Here is a 19,052-nt window from a genome sequence, read left to right on the forward strand (position 1 = left end):
GTTTGCGAGAGATATTGGCGAAAACGGTGCAACGTGGTAGCAATCTTAGCTCCTAAGTGATGACAGGTACGAAACGGCGATTGTAGTATAGTAGAAATGTCAAAATTACCAATCGGGAGTCTTGCGCCAGATGTTGAACTTCGCACTGCACCGGATTTTTCGCATCGTAACGGGTTTGAGTTTGATCTTTTTCCTCAGTCTGGGTTCAGGCGCAGCTCTAATGGCGCAGGATGTCCCAGCCAAAGATGCGAGCAAAGCCACAGCCGGTGAGGGCTTGGAGGAGACCGCAACCGAAGTCGCTGATTTTGGTTCGCATTCCATCCTTTCTCAGGCCTGGCGCAGCGGTATCGTGGTCTTCAGCGTGCTGGTGGTGCTGATCGGCTTTTCCATTATCAGTTGGGCCATCTTCATCTGGAAATTGGTCGTCCTGAAGAAACACACGGCCACGAGCGAGGCCTTCATCAAAAATTTCTGGGAAAGCCGCTCGCTGAATGATTTGAACAGCCGCCTTGGCGAATATCCTTACAGCCCGGCCAAGGAAATCTTCCGGACCGGCTACGCGGAACTCGTGCGCGGCAGCCAGATGAAAGAGAACACGACCCAGCACCAGCTGGCGATCAATGCCGCGATCGACAACCTGAATCGCTCGCTCGGCAAAGCCAAACGCCTGGAAAAGAAGAAACTGGAATCCTATCTGTCGCTCCTGGCCATCATCGCGTCGTCGGCGCCTTTTATCGGTCTCTTTGGAACCGTTTGGGGTATCATGGGATCGTTCGAAGGCATCGCGCGCACCGGTTCGGCCAGTCTCGCGGCCGTGGCCCCTGGTATTTCGGAAGCTCTGATCGCGACCGCCTTCGGTCTTCTGGCTGCTATTCCCGCGGTTATCGGCTTCAACGCCGCCAATGCCCGCATCCGCAACTTGATCGGCTCTCTGGATGGTTTCTGCGCGGACTTTCTGAATATAGTCGGCCGCTATCTGGTCAGCGAAAAGAAGGGTGGAGCCGCCACCACTCAATCACCCCTGTGAGGCAGAAGACTCATGGAATTTAAACAGTCGCAGTCTGATGGTGATGACGATAACGGAGCCATGGCCGACATCAATATCGTGCCATTGGTCGACGTGATGCTCGTGCTCCTGATCATTTTCATGGTGACCGCTCCGCTTTCCATTGGCGGAATCAACGTCGATCTTCCCAGCAGCAAGGCCCGCAGTCGGGATATGGCGGAAGACCGCGTGGTGCTCTCGATCAATCAGAAAGGCGAATACTTCATTGAGAAGATGGAAGTTCCCGCCGGTGTCCTCGATATCCGGTTGAAAGAGCTGTATCAGCAGCGTGAAAAGAAAGAACTCTATATTCGCGCGGATAAGACCGTGGTCTATGGTCGCGTGGTGGACGCGATGAGTGCGGCCAAGCTTGCCGGCGTGACCCGGATCAGCATGCTGACCCAGGCTCCGACTAAACCCCAATAATGGACGAGGGACGCCCTTGGCTTCGATGAGTGATTCCGAAAATGAAGTGACGGCCCGCGAATCCCGCTCGCTCATGCTCTTCATCGGTATATCCGTAGCGGCCCACCTTGTGGGCTTCATTCTGAGCATGTTCAATCTTTTCGGTCTTCCGAAGCCCGCTTTGGAAGAGTACAGCATTGATACCGAACTCCTGAGCGAGGTCGATATGGGCTCGGCGCCCAAGACCGTCATTCCCAGTGCGCAAAAAGCCGAGGAAGCCAGCGTTCCGACGAACCAGCTCCCCCAGCTGCCGAAGACCGTGACCATCAAAGAGAAGGTCAAGGAAGAGGAAGGCATCCTGGAGGAGAAAAAAGACGAGAAGATCGAAGAAGGGAAGAACATCACCAAGGATACCGAAGAGGACGGCCAGGCCATCGTGAAACCGGATGCCGCGGTGAAGCTCAAGAAGTCTGAGGCCTTGGAGCGCCTTGTTCGAGAACGGTTGAAAGAGCAGCAGAAAGAAGAGACCAAGGAGCTGAAGACCCAGGAGAAATCGGACCTGGCGCAGATTCGGGATGTTTTGAAGAATGCGGGTGTCACTCAAAATTCGAGTGGCGGTATCGTGGCGATCGCGGAGAACAATCGCTATTCGGCCTATTTGAATTCGACCTTGCGCAGAAACTATGCGCTGCCTACGACCTATCAGCTGACCCGGAAGGATATGTTTACCGTCATTCGAGTGCAGCTCAGTGTGCGTGGCGAGCTTATGGATGTTCAGGTCCAGGAAAGCTCGGGCGACGACACTTTCGATGGATACTGTGTTCAGACGGCGCAAAGGTCCGCGCCGTTCAACCCGCCTCCGAAGGGAATGGCCGGGGTGGAAATTCAGTTAACTTGCAAGCGCTGAACGCTGCAGAGGAGTAAATAGGTTATGAAGCTTTGGTTGATTGCGCTGATGGGATTCTGGTCCCTTTGCGAAAAGGGCGTCGCTGCTGAGAGTACGAGTCCGATCAAGATTAATATCGATAACCCCGCCTTCCGCAAGACCGTCGTGGCCATTCCTAAAATTCAGGTTGCCGGCCAGGTGCAGAGTCCACAGGGTAAGAAGCTGGCCGAGGAAGGCTCGCAGGAACTGATCCGCCTGCTGCAATTCTCAGGCTTTTTCTCGGCTTTGGCAGAAGGCGCTTACCAGGGTGCCTGGGATCAGTATGCCAAGGCCCGCAAGACCACGGAATCGGCGACCTGGATTACCGAGAGCAAAGGTTTGACCGGCGAGGAAGTCGTCCAGTGGCGTGCCCTTGGTGTGGAATCTTTGACTATGGGCGCTCTGACGGAAGATCCGGGCAAGGGTCTCACGCTTTCCTTCAAGACCTTCGATGTGAATCGCAGTCAGGAAATCCTGGCCAAGCAATTCACCCACATCACCGATTACAAGGCGTCCCTGCGCCAGTACGCGGATTTTCTTCTGGAAGCTTACACAGGAAAATCCGGTATCTTCAATTCCAAGGTCGCCTTCGTCGGACGTCGCAGCAAAGCCGCCAGCAAGCAAATCTTCGTGGCCGACTTTGATGGCTCCAACATCACGCAGATCACCGATGGGGATTTTCCGCACCTTTCGCCCGCCTGGAGCGCAGACGGCCGTTACCTCGTCTATACATCCTATGAAACCAAGTCTCCGGACCTCTTCGTTTACGATACGACCACGCGTACCAAGCGCCGCGTGACGACCACGCCAGGACTTGATTCCGGGGGCAGCTTCGCGCCGAATGGCAAGATCCTCGCCCACACCAGTTCGCGCGGTGATGATACCGATATCTTCAGCATCACGCCCGCCGGTACGGATCGTAAGATTCTTCTGGAAGGTTCGGGCCTGGATGTGGATCCGAAATTCTCTCCGGACGGCAAGTGGCTGGCCTGGGTATCAGGACGCTTTGGCAATCCGCATATTTTTGTTGCTTCGCTCAGCTGGAACGGGGACACGCCGAAGATTGTCAGCGATAAGCGCCTCACCTATTCGGGCTGGTATAATGCAACGCCGGCCTGGACGCCGGAATCAGACAAGATCGCCTTTGGTGGCTATGACCGGGATATCGACCGTTGGGATATCTTCATGATGAACCCGGATGGGACGCAGCTGGAACGCTTGACCCTGAAAAGCGGCGACAGCGAAAATCCGAGCTTCTCGCCGAACGGCCAGCTGATCGTCTTTCAATCCAACCGGATCGGCGATTCGAATGCCAAGGGTTTGAATACGCTTTGGATCATGAATCGCGACGGCAGCAATCAGCACAAGCTTGAAATCAGCGGACTCTACGATGCGCAAACGCCGGCCTGGTCGTCGAATCGTAAGTCTTTGTAATACGAAGTCCTCTTAGGCCACCTGTGGCACGAGAGGTACGCGAGCGGCATCGGGGATGGAAATTTCAAAACGGCAGCCCCGATGCCTCTGACTCTTCACCTTGATCTCACCACCCAACTGCTGCACAGCGGCCAGCAACGCGCTCATACCCACACCGCGCCCCGAAATTTCCGAGAGTGTCTGGGTCGTGGAGAAGCCAGGCATAAAGATAAGACGAGCCCTGTCTTCTTCAGAAGCCTGATCAAAGGCTTCAGGCGTGACGAGCCCCTTTTCCACAGCGACTTCGCGAATGCGCTCCCAGTCGAGGCCCTGACCGTCATCCGCCACAGTTATCAGAATCTGGCCCGGATTACGTTCGATCGAAAGATCAAGACGCGCCCGCGATGATTTGTTGGATCTTTGTTCGGGAGTTTCAATGCCATGATCCAAAGCATTGCGAAGCAGATGAGGCATCGTGCTGATCACCGGGCCCAGCAGCTCGGGATTGACCAGCACGTCACCCCCCTGAACGTGAATATCCACGTCCTTGCCGAGTTGCGCCGCAAGGCGACTGGTATGAGTGAGCATGGCGCCGAAGAGAGAACGGATGGGCACCATGCGGGCGTCCTGAACCCAGACCTCAAAGGCCCGCGTGACCTCGTCCAGAGCCCTTGCGCTTTGGAGTGAGACGCTCAGCTGATCCAAGACCTTATTGGAGACGAAAATTCCCTTGGGCGCATCCAATCCGCTGTCCAGCCCAAGAAGATCCTGATGGCGGCTCAGGAAAAAGTCAACCTGCGCGCTTACCCTTTCCAGTTCCTCCCCACCAATCTCATTCTGATCCTCGATCTGATGAATGGACTGCGCGACTTCATCCAGACCATAGATAGCAAAGTTCCCTTTCAGGGTATGAAGGATCATCCGCACGCGTTGACTGTCAGCCTGGGCCTGGGCGTCCATGGCGGCCCGCAGATCGCGCATCGATTCCGCGAGAAAGCTTTGAAAGCCGGCCCTATCCTGCATGATGTTCAAAAGCGTTTGATTGATCTGGGCATCCTTTTCCGCATTCACAAGGCCCGTCACATCCGTGATGGTAAAAAGGATCGCATAGACGGCGTCACCCTGGTCCCGAACTATCGAGCCTTGGAGGGAGACGGCTCTCTGGTCGATCGTGATGCGACCATGAATTTGGCTGAGGCTGACCTCATCGGGAAGCAGGCCCGAGAAAACCTGGGAAACGGCCATTTGAAAGTGCGCGCGCTCGCGCTCTGTCAAATCAAGAAGATCCTGCAGCTTCTGACCGACGGTGATGGTACGGCCAAAAATTTCCTGGCAGGATTTGGTGAAGCCTTCTTTCACGGTCAGATCAGGACCGATCAGTAAGAATCCTGCTTTGACGTTATCAAGAATAATGCGAATCGTTTGGGTGCGGTCTTTGACTTTGCGTTCCAGATCATCATTGAGCTGCCGGATTTCGACCTCGGCTACTTTAAGGCGGCGGAAGGCGCGTGAGAAACGCTTTGAGATCAGGATGGCTTGGACGAGAATGAAGAGAAAGAGTCCGACGTGAGAAAGAGTCACCGTTTTGATGATGTTATGGTTTTTGAGCACATCATTGACGATCGTCAGGATGAAGGCGCCGAAACCAGATGCGATCAGGAGCGAATCATCCTTCTGCTCCTTGGCCAGGGCCAGACACTTCACCAGATAGAGCGAACCCAGGATGATCAGGATTTCAAAGGGTATGAGCAGGACCCCATGGATGCGGAGGGGCAGAACTCCGATGCAAAGTGTATAGAGGGCCGCTATCAGCACGATGCCCTGAACGATGCGGCGCGATATGCTTTTGTGAAAGAGGACATAGATAAAACTGCAGCAGGCGGCCGTAGGAACCGTCACGCCCCAGTATTCAAAGCGATACTGCCAATGAAAATCCGGCTGATCAAAAATTTCGTAAAGAAGCAGGCCTTCCGAGCGGCTGATGGTGCGAAGTCCGATGGACAGGCAGAAGAGTCCAAAGAGCAGAGGATCGAGGCGCTCACGCCGCAGAGCAAAAAGGCTGAAATGATAGAAGGCCATGATGAAGATCGCGCCCACTACAAAGGCATCGCGAATGCGCGCGGCCTCAAGATTATCGTAAATCAAATGGGTGGATCCGATTCTGATCGGTGTGGATGAGCTGATGAACTGATAGTTGCTATAGGCGGAGATCTGCACCACGATATCAAGCGTCTGCTCCGTGCCTTCCAGGTTATAGACCAAAGGCCTGAGAGCCGGTTTTTCATCTGCGACGCTGATCCCGGGACGCCCTGATTCGGACGCCAGCCGACCGTTCATCCATATCCGACTGGCCGAACGCAGTTCGGGAAAGAAGATGGTGTAATGTGAAACCGCTTCGGGCAAGCGCAGCTGCAAGCGAAAGGTTCCATGCCGGATTTCGCCGAGATTCTGTTCGCTGGGATTGATGGCTAACAGGGGCAGGCGTCGCGGTGGAGCTTGACCTTGAATGTCCGCGGGAGTCAGGAATTCGCCCGGATAGAAATCCCAGGCGTTGACGATTTCAAATGCCGCATGATGAAAGGGAAAGTATCGCAGATCGATAGGGTCACGGTTTTCCTCGGCCCGTGCAACGCCGGAGAGGAGAACGAAGAGGCTGATGATAAAGCTGACGATGCGATCCATAGACCCTATCCTGTCCCGATTTCTTAAATAGTATCGGTAAGATAGGGTGAAACATTACGGGTTTCCCCTGGAATTTTAAGCCTTCGGCTTCACAGGGGATCCCGGCGTTTCTTGGGACCTCTCCAAAACCCCAGTCAGGAGCCTTCCGCCTCGCCTATGGCGCTGCGCACCCATTCCTGCATTGCGGGCAATGCGCCCATGGTGTGAACGTATTTTTCGATCGCGCCTGTCAAAGGTATGGAATACGTGGTCAATCGCGTAGTAACCGGCGCATACATCGCATCCGCAATCGTAAAAGAGCCGAAGAGGAAGGGGCCACCGGAGCGGTTCAGACATTCATTCCAAATATCGAAGACACGTTTCAGATCGCTTTGCGTGTCATCGGTCAGATCAGGTGTGGAAAAGCGTTTCGTGACATTCATCGAAAGCTGCTGGCGCATGGCGCCAAAGCCTGAATGCATCTCGGCGCTGACGCTGCGGGCCAGGGCACGGTCGGCCATGTTTTGCGGCCACAGGCCTTTGTCCGGAAAAAGCTCATGGAGATATTCCGCGATGGCCAATGAATCCCAGATGCGAACATCACCATGCAGGAGAACGGGGATTCGTCCCGAAGGGGAATATCTCTTGATCTGCTCACGCGTCGCAACCTGGTTCAAGGGGATCACAACTTCCGTGAACGGGATGTTGGTTTGCTTCAGAACAAGCCAGGGGCGCAGTGACCATGATGAAAAAGTCTTGGAGCCCACAACCAAAGTCATATCCATATCCGCTCTCCTATAGTTGGCTTGGATTTAATAGGGGAAAGCCGGCTTTGTCCAGTCCCGCCTCCGATTTTTTGTCCCCGATTGCGCCCGGGCGCTGGTCTGGAATTGATCATGCTGCGCAGCGCTTTTTATCTATGCCATAGAGGCCAAGTCGGTATTATGCAGGAGTTTTGAATAGATGGGCTCGATTGAACCCGGGTGGCCATAAATCGAAATCTTTACAATAGATTTCGGCTTATTCACCACGGCATGAATATACGCATTTTCACCACGATAGTGATTGACCTCATCAACGAAAAGCGTTATCCCCCGTTGGTCATTTTGACAAAACCGGACAGAGTAGAATCAGGGGAACAGGTCATGAGATCACAACGATTTTTGATGCCGGCTTGCCTTCTAGTCATCGCAAGTTCAGCCCAAGCACAGGTCGAGAAAGCTCCAGTTCAGTCCACCTATCTTGAATATCTGCGATATCAGCAGTATGTCCACAGCGCCTCAGAAAACACCCAGTTGGGTCAGGAAACTCTCTTCGATGCGCTGGTCGGTTATAGGCTCACCGAAGATACCGCCGTCAAATTCCGCCTCGACATCGACCCCAATCGCGGATCGGTCGATAACAAAACCTCGAAGCTCAACTTCCGTCTTCTGCACAAATACGAACAATTCGAATTCCAGGCCGACCTTCTTTTGAATGGCGACGATAATAAGCGCGGCGCGACCACTGTGGGTCTCGACAGCACTTCGAAATATTCGTGGATCTCCTATACCCCGGTTTCCCAGCTCAAAGTCGTTTTCTATCCCTATAACTTCGGTACCGAAATCGGCCGTGAATTCCGCACCTGGGATGTGGCGCGCCTTTACTATATCGAAGGCACACCTGCCTATATCTCGAACCTGCCGATCGAAAATGAAAGCATTGGCACCAAGACCCTGCCTGGTCTTGAAGTCCAGTACAGCCCTATCGAAAACCTTACAGCCTATGCGGGCGTGGGTTCGGCTGGCTTCTTCTATCCCGCCACCCCTGGCTTTACGATCGAAGAAAACGCGGCCTCCGAGCGCTGGAAAGTTAAGGAAGATCGCGGTTATAAGGCCGGTGCCTACTATCGCACGACGGAGACCTTCGCCCTTTTTGAATACGCGACGCATACCAATGCCGAGCAAGGTGGATCCATGCTGGACGCAGCCTGGTCGCTTCAGTTGAATCAAAGGTTCGGCCCTGCGGTGGTCAACTTTGAACGCACCTGGACCAAGGCCGCAAACAATGCCTACCGTCTGAACAACGAAATGAGCTGGTTCCAGGATATCGCCCCCTTCCGCCCTGTTTACAGCGATTACTACGGCAATCGTCAGGACTGGCTGGGCAAAACTGATGCTGCAACCATGCTGAAAGCTGGTTATACTTTCGGCGCGATTACGCCGTTTTTGGCTTATAAATTCATCGGTCAGTACTTTATCGACCGTGAACGTGAATCGGCTCAACGTCTTAGAACAGCAGACGAAACCGCATCCCATGGCGGCCTTCGCATGCTGGTCGTAGGCGCGGACTACACCGCAGGCAAGTTCAACTTCCGTCCCGAAGTTGAATTTCAGGAAGCGAAAAATGCCGTCTTCGGTAACCGGACCGATGTTCGCGAAGACCGCATTTTGAGTGAACTGAACAAAAAAGATACTGTGGTAAAACTGACGACGTCCTACATTTACTGAGACATCGCGAATAGCCGAACAAGGGGCTCCCTATGAAAACGATTCGAGTTATGAGTCTAGCTCTTGCTCTTGTCTGCTCCCCGATTCTGACCAGCTGTTCCGATGACAGTGAAAAGCGTCAGGGACAGGTTGAACAGGTTCAAGCGATCGAAGATCTGCTCGTCGCGGTGCAAACCGTCGAGCAGGATTTGGCTCAGGGCTTTCTTCTGAAGAATGCCAACGAGCGTGATAAAGCTGAGCTGAAGCAGAATGTTTACGACCTCAAGATTTCCGCCTACCGCTTGAAAAATAATCCTTATGATGCTGATGCCCTGGCTCAGCTGTATCAGGCCTTTGTGGTTTATGATGCGCTGAACCTTCTGGAAGACGATCGGGCCCGCCTGGGTGGTCTTGATGAGCAGCTGCGCGCGACCCTGGATACTGTGGCCACGCTGCAGGGCAAGACCCTGGATGGTATCGAGCGTCCTCTGTTCACCAAAGTGTTCAATTACGAACTGGCTCCCTTCGCTACGACCAGGACCTGGCGCATCGATGGGACTCGCGATAAGAAATACGCGATCGGTGACGGCAAGCAGGATGCCTGGCTTCTGTCGCCTCGCATGAATCTGAGTGAAGTCGGCAATCCCGCCTTCATGATCGATCAGGCGATCAACGATCGTGGTCTGCCTTTCCTTGACGGTGTCATGTACCTCGTTTCGCAGGACTACGTGTCCGGTGATCCCGCGAAGGCAACCTGGGAATCCGTCAAGATCAATTCGATGCCAGACGGCAGCAGCTTTAACTATCGCAAGAGCGAGGCTGTCAGCCTGAAAGCCTATCAGGGTAAATCCATCGTCGTGGCGTTCAAGCTCGATGGTGAGAAGCTGAAGTTCATGCCTGCGAACGCTCGTTCCGCCTGGCAGATTGCCAGCTTCACGCTTCTGGGAACTGGCAAGGTTACCTATGAGCAGCTGAGTCTCACGGGTGCTGGTTCGGGTTCGGGTAACGCCAACACCGGAACGGAAGTCGCTGGTCCCGCCCGCGATCTGCCGCTGCCCTACGTGAAGAGTTTCCGGAATAATGCCTTTACGAACTTCTCGGTGACTTCGACCGATCCCAAGACTGGCTGGACGATCTTCAAGTATCCGAACTCGTCTGACTCCTGCTGTTCGAAAGTGGGCGGCAGCAATTCGACCAGCTGGCTCGTCAGTCCTCGTTATGATCTGAGCAATGTGCAGAATCCCCAGTTCTTCATTCGCCAGACCATCAACAAGGCTCCTGAAAATGATGCTGTGATCAGCGTCCTGATCACGACCGATGAATCCGTTGCGGATCTTTCCAAAGCGAACTGGGAAAAGGTGAAGTTCAGCAAAGAGCCAACCTACAGCCCCAAGTTCGTCTTTGAAGATTCGGAAAAAGTCGATCTGAGCAAATACGCGGGCAAGAAAATCGTGATCGCTTTCAAATACCAGCAGGGTGAAGCTACGAGCTACCCGACCTGGGAGATTGATTCGATGCAGATCCTTGGGACAGGGACTCTCAGTTTTGATCCTGTGACCGTGGATACCATGGGTTCGGCTCCTGTAACCCCGACTCCTGCTCCTACGACCCCGCCAGCTCCGGTCGTGCCGCAGCTTTATAAGAAGAGCTTCAAGGAAACGGCCCTGACGGATTTCCTTGTGGAAACTCAAGGGAATGCTGCGAACGGTTGGAATGTTTATACGATTCCCAATCAGTCGAAGCCTTGCTGCCTCAAGGTGGAAGGCAGCGACCTGACGAGTTGGTTCGCGACGCCTCGTTTTGATTTGACGGATGTGAAAGATCCACAGTTCTGGTTCCGCCAGGCTGTGCTGAAGGCATCCGACAATCCAGACATCCTGACGATTTGGGTCACGACCGATGAGACCATCGCAAGTCTCGCCACGGCGAACTGGGAACAGATTCCCATCACCAAAAGACCGGCGTTCAGCACACGCTTTGTGTGGGAAAACTCCGAGACCTTTAATCTCAGCAAATATGCGGGCAAGAAGATCGTCATCGGCTTCCGTTACAAGACGCCAGTGATGGAAAAAGATTGGCCCGTCTGGGAAGTGGATTCGCTCCAGCTCGAAGGCAATGGCACCTTGAAAATGGAGCCGGTGGTTTTAACTCCATCGGCCGGCTGAAAAGGGGTCCAACATGAACATGTCCAAGCATCTGACCGCGATACTTCTGCTGCTTGGATCCTTCTCCTGCGTGAAGCAGGCGGATCCACGCGAAGACGCGCCCATACTGATTGATACCAGTGATCGTTTCGAAGGCTCGAACCTGGCCGGGAATTTGATCACGACCGCGATGCAAAAAGAGCTGGAAGTGGACATCGTGTTCTATCCCAGCGATTTTCTGCCATCGAATGGCTATGCGATTTTGAGTAAAGACCTGACCGAAGAGGACATCGATCAGAAAATTCTGCCGATCTATCCTTCCGGTGACAAGGACACCTTCCGCGTGGGTACGCTGCGGGGGTCGGAGATCCGGGATTTTATTCTGAATCGGAGCAATAAGTATTACCGGGTCGACCTGCAGGTCGCCGGGGTGGAATACGATATTCAGTACGAGGGCGGTCTGCCCACGATCTATCACGCGACCAGGCAGCACGGTCTGCCGCTGGAAGATCGCAAGAATTATCGTGTGGCCATCAGTAACGAAGCCTTTTTCAGTCCGTTCCCGGGTTATCGCTATGGCAACAGCTTTGAAAATAACTTTGAGTTCGAGCCTGGTGATTATTCCGCCAAGGAACTTCTGAAGCGTTATCTTTCCAAGCTCAGCAGCCTGCCTCTTCTGAACGAAGAGCGCGCGACCATCCGTATGCACAATACGGGTCTTGTCGGCGGTACTCTTTCGATTCCTGAGATCCAGGGTGAAGCGCACTTCTCGCCTTATCGCGGTAAAATCGTCACCACCGAAGGTGTTGTGACGGCTGTGGCCGAGATCGAGGAAGGCGGCACGGAACTTTACATTCAAACGGAAAATGATGACGGCAACCCACTGACGTCGAATGCGATCAACGTTTACTTAAGCGGATCCCGTACGGATCTTGCGGCGGGCGTTCGCGTTCAGGTCACGGGGACTGTTTATGAAGTCATGACGGCTCAGGGTTTGACCCGTACGGCGATTCGTGAGGTGTCCAATCTTTCGATTCTGGCGACCGGACTTCCTTTGCCCACTCCGGTTCTGATCGGACCCGGTGGACTTCAGGTGCCGAATGCTGTGGTGTCGAGCTATCGTGGAAACGTCAACCAAAAGCCCCGGCTCAATCCCCTTGACGGCATGGATTTCTGGGAAGCCCTCGAAGGCATGAGGATTCGTCTGGTGCGTCCAGAGGTGGTCGGCTTCCGCGGTGGTAAAGAGAAGTTTGATGATAACAAGCGTTATCTGACCCTCTTCGTTCGCCCCGAAGGCGCGAGCCCGATCGAGCAGCAGTCGGCTTCCAAAGGCCTTTTGGTGGATCAGCTGAACGGTGACTTCAACCCCGAGGTCGTCCGGATTTCCGCCAGTGAGCTTGCCCCGAACGTGAAGGCTGAGTATGTCTTCAACGTGGGTGACAAGTTTTCTTTCGATCTGGAAGGCATCCTGAGCTTCCAAACCAACACCTTTGGTGACGGTGAATTCGCGATGTTCGTGACGGGCAGCTTTGCAGCGACCTCGACCATCAAGGATCTGGATCAAAGGGCCAAGGCTCGCTTTCAAGGCGACCAGGATCATGTGACAGTTGCGACCTTCAACGTGGAAAACCTTTCCGGTATTCTGGACAAACGCATCAAGCGATTGGCCGAAGCCATCAGCACGAACCTCCTCTGCCCCGACGTTGTGAACCTGCCTGAGATTCAGGATAACAATGGCGTCGATTTCGGTGAGGGTTCCGCGGCGGATATCACCCTCGGTTCGATCGTGAAGAACATCAACTGCCCCGGCTCGGACTATCGGTATCTGAACATAGATCCCATTCCGAACTCCGATGGCGGTGAACCAGGCGGCAACATCCGTGTGGCGATGCTCTATAACGCGGCCCGCTTGCAGTTTGAAAAAGTCGGCAATGCCGGCGCCAAGGATGAAACTTACGTGCTCCCAGGCGGGCGTTTGAATCAGAATCCTGGCCGACTTTTCGCGAACGATCCCGCCTATACGGGCACGCGGAAACCTCTGGTCGCGGAATTCTCGTTCAAGGGCGAGCGTTTCTATGTGGTCGGCGTTCACTTGAATTCGAAACTAGGTGATACGAGTCCCTGGTCCATCAATCAACCTGTGATCTTCCGCTCTGATAATCAGCGCGCGAAACTCACCGGTCGGATCAACCGCTTTATCGCGGATCTGATGGCTCAGGACTCGAATGCCAAAGTTATCGTTGCCGGTGACTTTAACGCCTACTGGCACGAGTCTTCCATGAAGGTTCTGGCTGGTGACTTCATGCAGAACCTCATGACTTACGGTGACCTTGTGCCGCGTAATCAGTGGTACACGAGTAACTATGATGGCAACGCGGCCGCGATTGACCATATTCTGGCAAGCAAGGCTCTCCTTTTGAATCATGAACCTGAGCTGAATATCGTCCATCTGAACTCGGACTTCATGGACAAGCTCTCGGATCATGATCCTGTGGTCGCCCGCTTCCGCTTCTGATTCGTTTTTCCTCGATGGCTGACGCTCACCGTGAAGGTGGGTGCTCAGCCATCGTTATTTTAGGGTTTTAAGCCTTTCAGCTGGCCGCCTGAGCGGATCCCAGAAGGCCTGGGGTGAGCAGGGTTTTATTGAGATAGAGATGGAAGGTCGTTCCATGCGCGGACGGGTTGATCTCGGCTGATGTGCTTTCCACCTGAATGCGCCCACCGTATTTTTCCACGAATGATTTGACGATAGGCATGCCGAAACCTGTGCCCTTCTCGCCGGCAGTGCCGGGGCGGGTGGTCTGGCGCGTGGGATCGAAGATGGCCTGGGCTATTTCTGCAGACATGCCGACGCCGGTGTCGATGATGGTGACATGGACTTGATCGCCTTCTTCACAGGCTACAATACGGACTGTCGAGCCTGGGAAGGAGAATTTCAAGGCATTGGATACGAGGTTGTTGAAGACGTGATTGCTGAGTGAGACAGGATCGGCTAGGACGCCGGTGCCGTCAGGCAACTGGTTGTCGATTTCCAGAGATATCTGCTTTTCGTTGAGACGATCGCGGAAGATCAGGTTGAGATCATCGAACATGCGGTCAAGGTTCACGGGGGTGATGGCGATCGTGCGCTTGCCGGAGTCGACCGCTTCCATCTCGCGGACGTTCGAGAGGATATCGGCCATGAGCTGGGCGGCGCGGGAGAGAGTCTTGTATTTGGCCTGTTTCTTTTCTTCCGGTATGCGGTTATTGGCGAAGAGTTCCAGAAGGCCGGTGATCAGTACGAGTGGGTTGGAAAGGTCATGGCAGAGGACGCGGAGAAGAGTGGCCTTGGTTTCCGCAGTCTTGCTCAGGGCCTGAGTCTTCTCATCCACAGTGTTCTGCAGCTCGACCTTATGGTTTTCGATCGTTTGAATCTTTTCCTGGATCTCGCGGTTTTTATTGTTGATGCTCTGAACCATCACATCAAGTTCATCTTCGCGCTTCTGTCGCCGCTCCAGCTTTAAAGGCTGCGATTGGTCCTTGGATTCGAGATAGCGCACGATATGAATGAGATGCCGTGTGATGCGCCCGCGCAGAAGGAAGACGACGTAAACGGCAAGCAGCAAGGTTTTTAGGATATTCGTGATCAGGATGTTCAATGACAGGCCATAGGTCCTGGAAATCACGGCATCCAGAGTCAGGCTGATGGTCAGAGTGCCGATGACCACAGGCTTATGATCCTGATTGCTGTAGGAAACCTCGACCTCGCGCGTCATGTAACGGGATCCAATCTTTTCCCCAAGGGACGCGAAGAAGTCTGAATCCTTGGATTTGATTTCGACGTAAGCCACGTCGGGTAAGCTTTTGATGCCAGCCAGGATCAGTCGGGCCTGGTCTTCATCAATTTGCCAAAGCGAGGCGGCGACCGCGGGAATATAACTGCTCTCGATCAGTTCGAAACGTGAGGCAACCCGATGCACATCCTTGTCATATTCGATATAAATTTGAATGGCACTGGCCAGAACAGCAATGAGTCCGCTGACTACGAAGATGTAGACGGCAGTGCTGTTACCAAGGCTCTTCAGAATCTTCCCGGCCATGCCCATTCCCAAGCGATCGGCGTAATGCGACACCCTCTGTTCGGCTTAACTCGTGGATATTTTAGAATACAGGACGTCAGAACTTGCGGGGGCGAGGTTTAACGTCTGCATTTTTTTAAAGGAATAAGATGAAATTGGGCAAGAAACCAAGCGCAGGAACCCATGCCGCGGGACGGCATGGGCGATGGATTCAAAGATTCTTCGTAGGCGTACGCATGGGGGAAGCCTGGTACATGGCCAGGGCCTTCGGCATGTGCTTGCTCAGTTCCTTGGCGCGACGTGCGGGATCGGGGTGCGTTGAGAGGATCTCGGGTGGACGCCCGCCGCCCATGGATCCCATCCGCTCCCAAAGTCCCACCGCTTCCCGAGGATCATAACCAGCCTTGGCCATATATTCGAGGCCCACGCGATCGGCTTCCGATTCGTGATAACGGCTGAAAGGCAGGACGACTCCGAATTGCGTGCCGATCCCCAAAAGGCCGGCGATCATGTTGCGATTCTTGGAATCAGAGAAGGTGATGGAGGCGACAGTCAATCCCATCTGCATCACCAGCTGCTGGCTCATGCGTTCCGCAGAATGGCGAAGCGTGGCATGCGCGACCTCGTGACCCATGACCGCGGCCAGAGCCGCATTGTTCTTCGCAACGGGAATGATGCCGGTATAAACAGCGACCTTGCCGCCTGGCAGGCAGAAGGCGTTCACGGTCTGCGGCTCGTCGATGACGGTGAATTCCCAATCGTAATCCACGCCGCTGGCCTGAGCAATGCGCCGACCGATCGAGGTCACTTCATTGTTCAAGGCGGTATTGCGCGAGATCTTGGCTTTCGCGAGCGTTTCCTCATAAGCCTGCGCGCCCAGGGAATTCATCTGGCTGTCCGAGACGAGGCTGAGCTGCGTGCGTCCCGTTTCAGGAGAGGTGACGCACGCTGCGACGCCGATCGCGATCGCCGCGGCGGACACAAGTCCGTACACGATGTTTGTTGGTTTGCCCATAGTGTGTGTTTCCTTGCTGCATCAAATTTTTTGTAAGAGTGCAGATCCCCAGGTCAACCCACTGCCGACCACGGCGAGAACGATCTTATCGCCGGATTTAAAACGATCCCAATGCATCGACAGCACGGAAGGCGCGCCCGCCGCACCCTGATTGCCCAGGGCTTCGACGTTGTGCAGATGCTGGTTGTCGCTAAAACCGAGACGTTCCGCGGCCGAAGTCACCATGCGGAGGTTGGCCTGGTGACCGGTGAAATACGTGATATCCTTGGCGGTCAAACCATTGCGTTCCAGAATGCTGTGTGTGGCTTCCAGCGTTTTGGAGATCGCGAATTTTTGAACGGCTTTGCCGTTTTGCGAGAAGCATTCGCCGTCCGGAATTTTCACAAGGTCATACCCACTCGGATCGGAGACGATGACGGTATCAATCACCTTGAGCGAACCCGGTTTGGGCTGGCCCGAAACGATCGCCGCCGAGCAGCCGTCGCCGAAGAGGATGCAGGAGTTGCGATCCGTGAAATTCATCCGCAGCGAATAACGCTCGGGATTGAAGACGGCGACTTTCTTATGCGCGCCGGAGCGAATCAGATTCCGGGCCAGATGCAGATTCAGGACGAAGGAACTGCAGGCTGAGTTGGCATCAAAGCTGAGGCAGCTGAGTCCCAGCTTCGCAGCGATGGTGCTGGCGTTGGCAGGAATGTCAAAGTCCGGAATCGAAGTGCCGCAGATCACAGCGTCGATCGCCGCGGGATTCAATTCGGGATAACGTTCCCGCAATACGGCCCAGGCCGGTTCCGACATCGATGCGATAGTCATCACCCGACCTTCGTCACGCAGCTGGTTCAACGTTTTCTCGCCGCTGCGCAGGGACCTGATATCGTCCTTGTGCAGCACGCTGCGGCGAGCCTGGATGCCGGTTCGCTCCACGACCCAGGCGGAGTCCGAACCGATATCAAGTTCTTCAAAGAACGCGTTATCGACCACAGTCTCGGGATGATAGTGTCCGAGGGCGTGGATATATACGGCTGAATCTGTCATCGGTCACCGTCCCTTTTCAGTTGGTATACATCCCGCCGTTCACATGCAGGGTCGAGCCTGTGATGTACGAGGCGCCTTCGGAGGCAAGGAAGGTGACGCAGGCCGCGACTTCATCAGGGCTGCCAAGACGTTTCAAAGGCACCTTGCCCAGAATCGCTTCCTTGGCTTCGTTCGGCAAGGCATCGGTCATGTCCGTTTTGATGAAGCCAGGAGCCACGCAGTTCGCAAGAATGCCGAAGCCGGCGAGGTCGGCGGCGATGCTCTTGGTGAAAGCGGTGATCGCGCCTTTGGAGGCCGCGTACATGCTCTGGCCGGCATTTCCGGTGTGACCCACGACCGAGGTGAGGTTGATGATGCGGCCGCTTTTTTGTTTGATCATGTGCTTCGAAACGGATTTCGTGAGATTGAAAACCGACTTCAGATTCACATCCAGAATCTGATCAAAATCGCTGGGCTTGGCGAAGGTGATCAGCTGGTCGATGCTCATGCCCGCATTGTTGACGAGAACATCTATACGCCCAAAGGCTTCTTTCACCTTTTTGGCGAGTTCCTTGCACTGCTCTTCACTGCTCAGATCCGCTTGGAAGATTTTTGCGCCGGGCATGGCGTCAGCGGCTTCCTTCGCGAGGTGTTCCTGCGAGCGGTAATGAATAGCGACCAAATAACCCTGCTTCGCAAGGGCTTCGGCGCAGGCGCGGCCAATACCACGCGACGCTCCGGTCACAAGAGCTACCTTTTGTTCCATAATGACATCCTTCAGATGAGTCAAAAGTCAAAAAATCCCCATTTTTTGCAAGGATTAGTTAGCATTTTTCTTGTGGTTGGACAACAGGGATGCGTAAAGCCTGCGTCTGACAGGCTTTTCCATGAGGCTGGGAGGATGATCAGGAGGCCGTTTTGTGCGTATTCGACGTGAGCTGCAGGGCTACAACTGTGTTCTTGCCTTGCTCCTTGGCGCGCAGAAGACCATTGTCGGCTGTTCGCGTCAGCTCTTCCACGTTTTGCATGTTTTTCGAGCTGCCTTCAAAGGTCGCGATGCCCAGCGAGATGGTGACCTGAACGCTGTGATGGCCGTTATCGTAGCTGCGTTCGGCAACCTTGGCCCGCAAACGGTCCGCCACGATCCAGGCGCCCTGAAGATCGGTTTCGGGCAAGACGATAATGAATTCATCGCCGCCGTAACGGGCCGCGTAGTCGATGTCGAGGCGGATGGAATCGCTGATCTCCTGGCCGATCTGGGCGATCACATAAGAACCTGTAAGATGATCGTAGGCATCATTCACGCGTTTGAAATTATCAATGTCGAGCATGATCATCGACAAAGGTTTCTGATAACGCTCGGCGCGTTTGAATTCGTTCCTGATCTGCCGGGCCATGAAACGCATATTGTAGAGTCCGGTCAGCTCGTCGGTGAGCGAAAGCTTTTTCAGGCGTTCATTGGCTCTCTGCAGCTTGGTGTTGACGTCGTTCAGTTCCTTCATCGTCGAACGGATGCGCAGGGCTGATTTCACGAGGGCTTTGATCTGGAAGATGACCTGGGCTTTGGAGCCGAAGGCATCGGCGCCGAAAAAAAGACTCTTTTCGATCGACTCGGGATCCTGGCTCGCGGTGATCATGACGATACCAATATAGTCCTTGAGCGGACGGGTCCTTAAGACTTTGCAGATGTCATAGCCCGAGATGCCGGGCAGGTTGATGTCAAGGACCACGACATCCGGTTTGAGGTGCTCGATCACGCCGAGCGCTTCGTCCCCCGACAGCAGCGTTTCCAGTTGAAAACTGCGACCCAGACATTTCTTATAGGTTAGGACGTCCGCAGGGTTATCCTCGACGATCAGAACCACTGGTTTTTCTTTGCTATTCATAGGAGTCTGGGTTCTCCA

14 protein-coding genes are annotated in these 19,052 nt (G+C 54.3%); 7 read left to right on the forward strand and 7 right to left on the reverse strand.

Features of this window, described 5'->3' with window-relative positions:
* Window positions 1-130 precede the first annotated feature (130 nt).
* The 4 genes from VFO10_RS21275 to VFO10_RS21290 are packed head-to-tail and all read left to right on the forward strand — an operon-like array spanning window position 131 to window position 3,809.
* A complete protein-coding gene (locus tag VFO10_RS21275) occupies window positions 131-1,027 on the forward strand; it encodes a MotA/TolQ/ExbB proton channel family protein (protein ID WP_325143988.1) in 897 nt (298 codons plus the stop codon).
* Window positions 1,028-1,039: 12 nt separating this feature from the next.
* Entirely contained in the window at window positions 1,040-1,471 is a 432-nt protein-coding gene (locus tag VFO10_RS21280) for an ExbD/TolR family protein (protein WP_325143991.1), read from the forward strand.
* Between the two features lie 25 nt (window positions 1,472-1,496).
* Window positions 1,497-2,357: a TonB family protein gene (locus VFO10_RS21285; RefSeq protein WP_325144061.1), complete on the forward strand. Its 861-nt coding sequence runs from the start codon at window positions 1,497-1,499 to the stop codon at window positions 2,355-2,357.
* A gap of 24 nt (window positions 2,358-2,381) precedes the next feature.
* On the forward strand, window positions 2,382-3,809 hold the full coding sequence (locus tag VFO10_RS21290) for a hypothetical protein (RefSeq protein WP_325143993.1): 1,428 nt from the start codon (window positions 2,382-2,384) through the stop codon (window positions 3,807-3,809).
* A 12-nt stretch (window positions 3,810-3,821) separates the two neighbouring features.
* Here VFO10_RS21290 and VFO10_RS21295 read toward each other — a convergent pair whose 3' ends face one another.
* Window positions 3,822-6,470, reverse strand: coding sequence for a 7TM diverse intracellular signaling domain-containing protein (locus VFO10_RS21295; protein ID WP_325143994.1), 2,649 nt, complete (start codon window positions 6,468-6,470; stop codon window positions 3,822-3,824).
* Window positions 6,471-6,604: 134 nt separating this feature from the next.
* Window positions 6,605-7,234, reverse strand: coding sequence for a glutathione S-transferase family protein (locus tag VFO10_RS21300; RefSeq protein WP_325143996.1), 630 nt, complete (start codon window positions 7,232-7,234; stop codon window positions 6,605-6,607).
* 360 nt (window positions 7,235-7,594) lie between these two features.
* Here VFO10_RS21300 and VFO10_RS21305 point away from each other — a divergent pair, with 360 nt between their 5' ends.
* The 3 genes from VFO10_RS21305 to VFO10_RS21315 are packed head-to-tail and all read left to right on the forward strand — an operon-like array spanning window position 7,595 to window position 13,576.
* Window positions 7,595-8,938 carry a hypothetical protein gene (locus VFO10_RS21305; protein WP_325143998.1) on the forward strand — a complete coding sequence of 448 codons (1,344 nt, stop codon included), beginning with the start codon at window positions 7,595-7,597 and terminating at the stop codon, window positions 8,936-8,938.
* Window positions 8,939-8,970: 32 nt separating this feature from the next.
* Window positions 8,971-11,082 carry a choice-of-anchor J domain-containing protein gene (locus tag VFO10_RS21310; RefSeq protein WP_325143999.1) on the forward strand — a complete coding sequence of 704 codons (2,112 nt, stop codon included), beginning with the start codon at window positions 8,971-8,973 and terminating at the stop codon, window positions 11,080-11,082.
* Between the two features lie 13 nt (window positions 11,083-11,095).
* Window positions 11,096-13,576 (forward strand): endonuclease/exonuclease/phosphatase family protein, encoded by a 2,481-nt coding sequence (locus VFO10_RS21315; RefSeq protein ID WP_325144000.1) that lies wholly within the window; start codon window positions 11,096-11,098, stop codon window positions 13,574-13,576.
* Window positions 13,577-13,652: 76 nt separating this feature from the next.
* On the opposite strand, the gene VFO10_RS21320 is transcribed toward VFO10_RS21315, so the two are convergent.
* The 5 genes from VFO10_RS21320 to VFO10_RS21340 form a co-directional block, all read right to left on the reverse strand.
* Window positions 13,653-15,140, reverse strand: coding sequence for an ATP-binding protein (locus tag VFO10_RS21320; RefSeq protein ID WP_325144001.1), 1,488 nt, complete (start codon window positions 15,138-15,140; stop codon window positions 13,653-13,655).
* 190 nt (window positions 15,141-15,330) lie between these two features.
* Complete coding sequence (locus VFO10_RS21325; protein WP_325144002.1) at window positions 15,331-16,134, reverse strand: M48 family metallopeptidase; 804 nt, start codon at window positions 16,132-16,134, stop codon at window positions 15,331-15,333.
* 21 nt (window positions 16,135-16,155) lie between these two features.
* Complete coding sequence (locus tag VFO10_RS21330; RefSeq protein ID WP_325144003.1) at window positions 16,156-17,169, reverse strand: ketoacyl-ACP synthase III; 1,014 nt, start codon at window positions 17,167-17,169, stop codon at window positions 16,156-16,158.
* Between the two features lie 16 nt (window positions 17,170-17,185).
* A complete protein-coding gene (fabG, locus tag VFO10_RS21335; RefSeq protein ID WP_325144004.1) occupies window positions 17,186-17,914 on the reverse strand; it encodes a 3-oxoacyl-[acyl-carrier-protein] reductase in 729 nt (242 codons plus the stop codon).
* A gap of 139 nt (window positions 17,915-18,053) precedes the next feature.
* Window positions 18,054-19,034, reverse strand: a complete 981-nt coding sequence (locus tag VFO10_RS21340; RefSeq protein WP_325144005.1) for a diguanylate cyclase — start codon at window positions 19,032-19,034, stop codon at window positions 18,054-18,056.
* Window positions 19,035-19,052: the final 18 nt, after the last annotated feature.

It is taken from the genome of Oligoflexus sp. (genome assembly GCF_035712445.1).
Lineage (GTDB): Bacteria > Bdellovibrionota_B > Oligoflexia > Oligoflexales > Oligoflexaceae > Oligoflexus.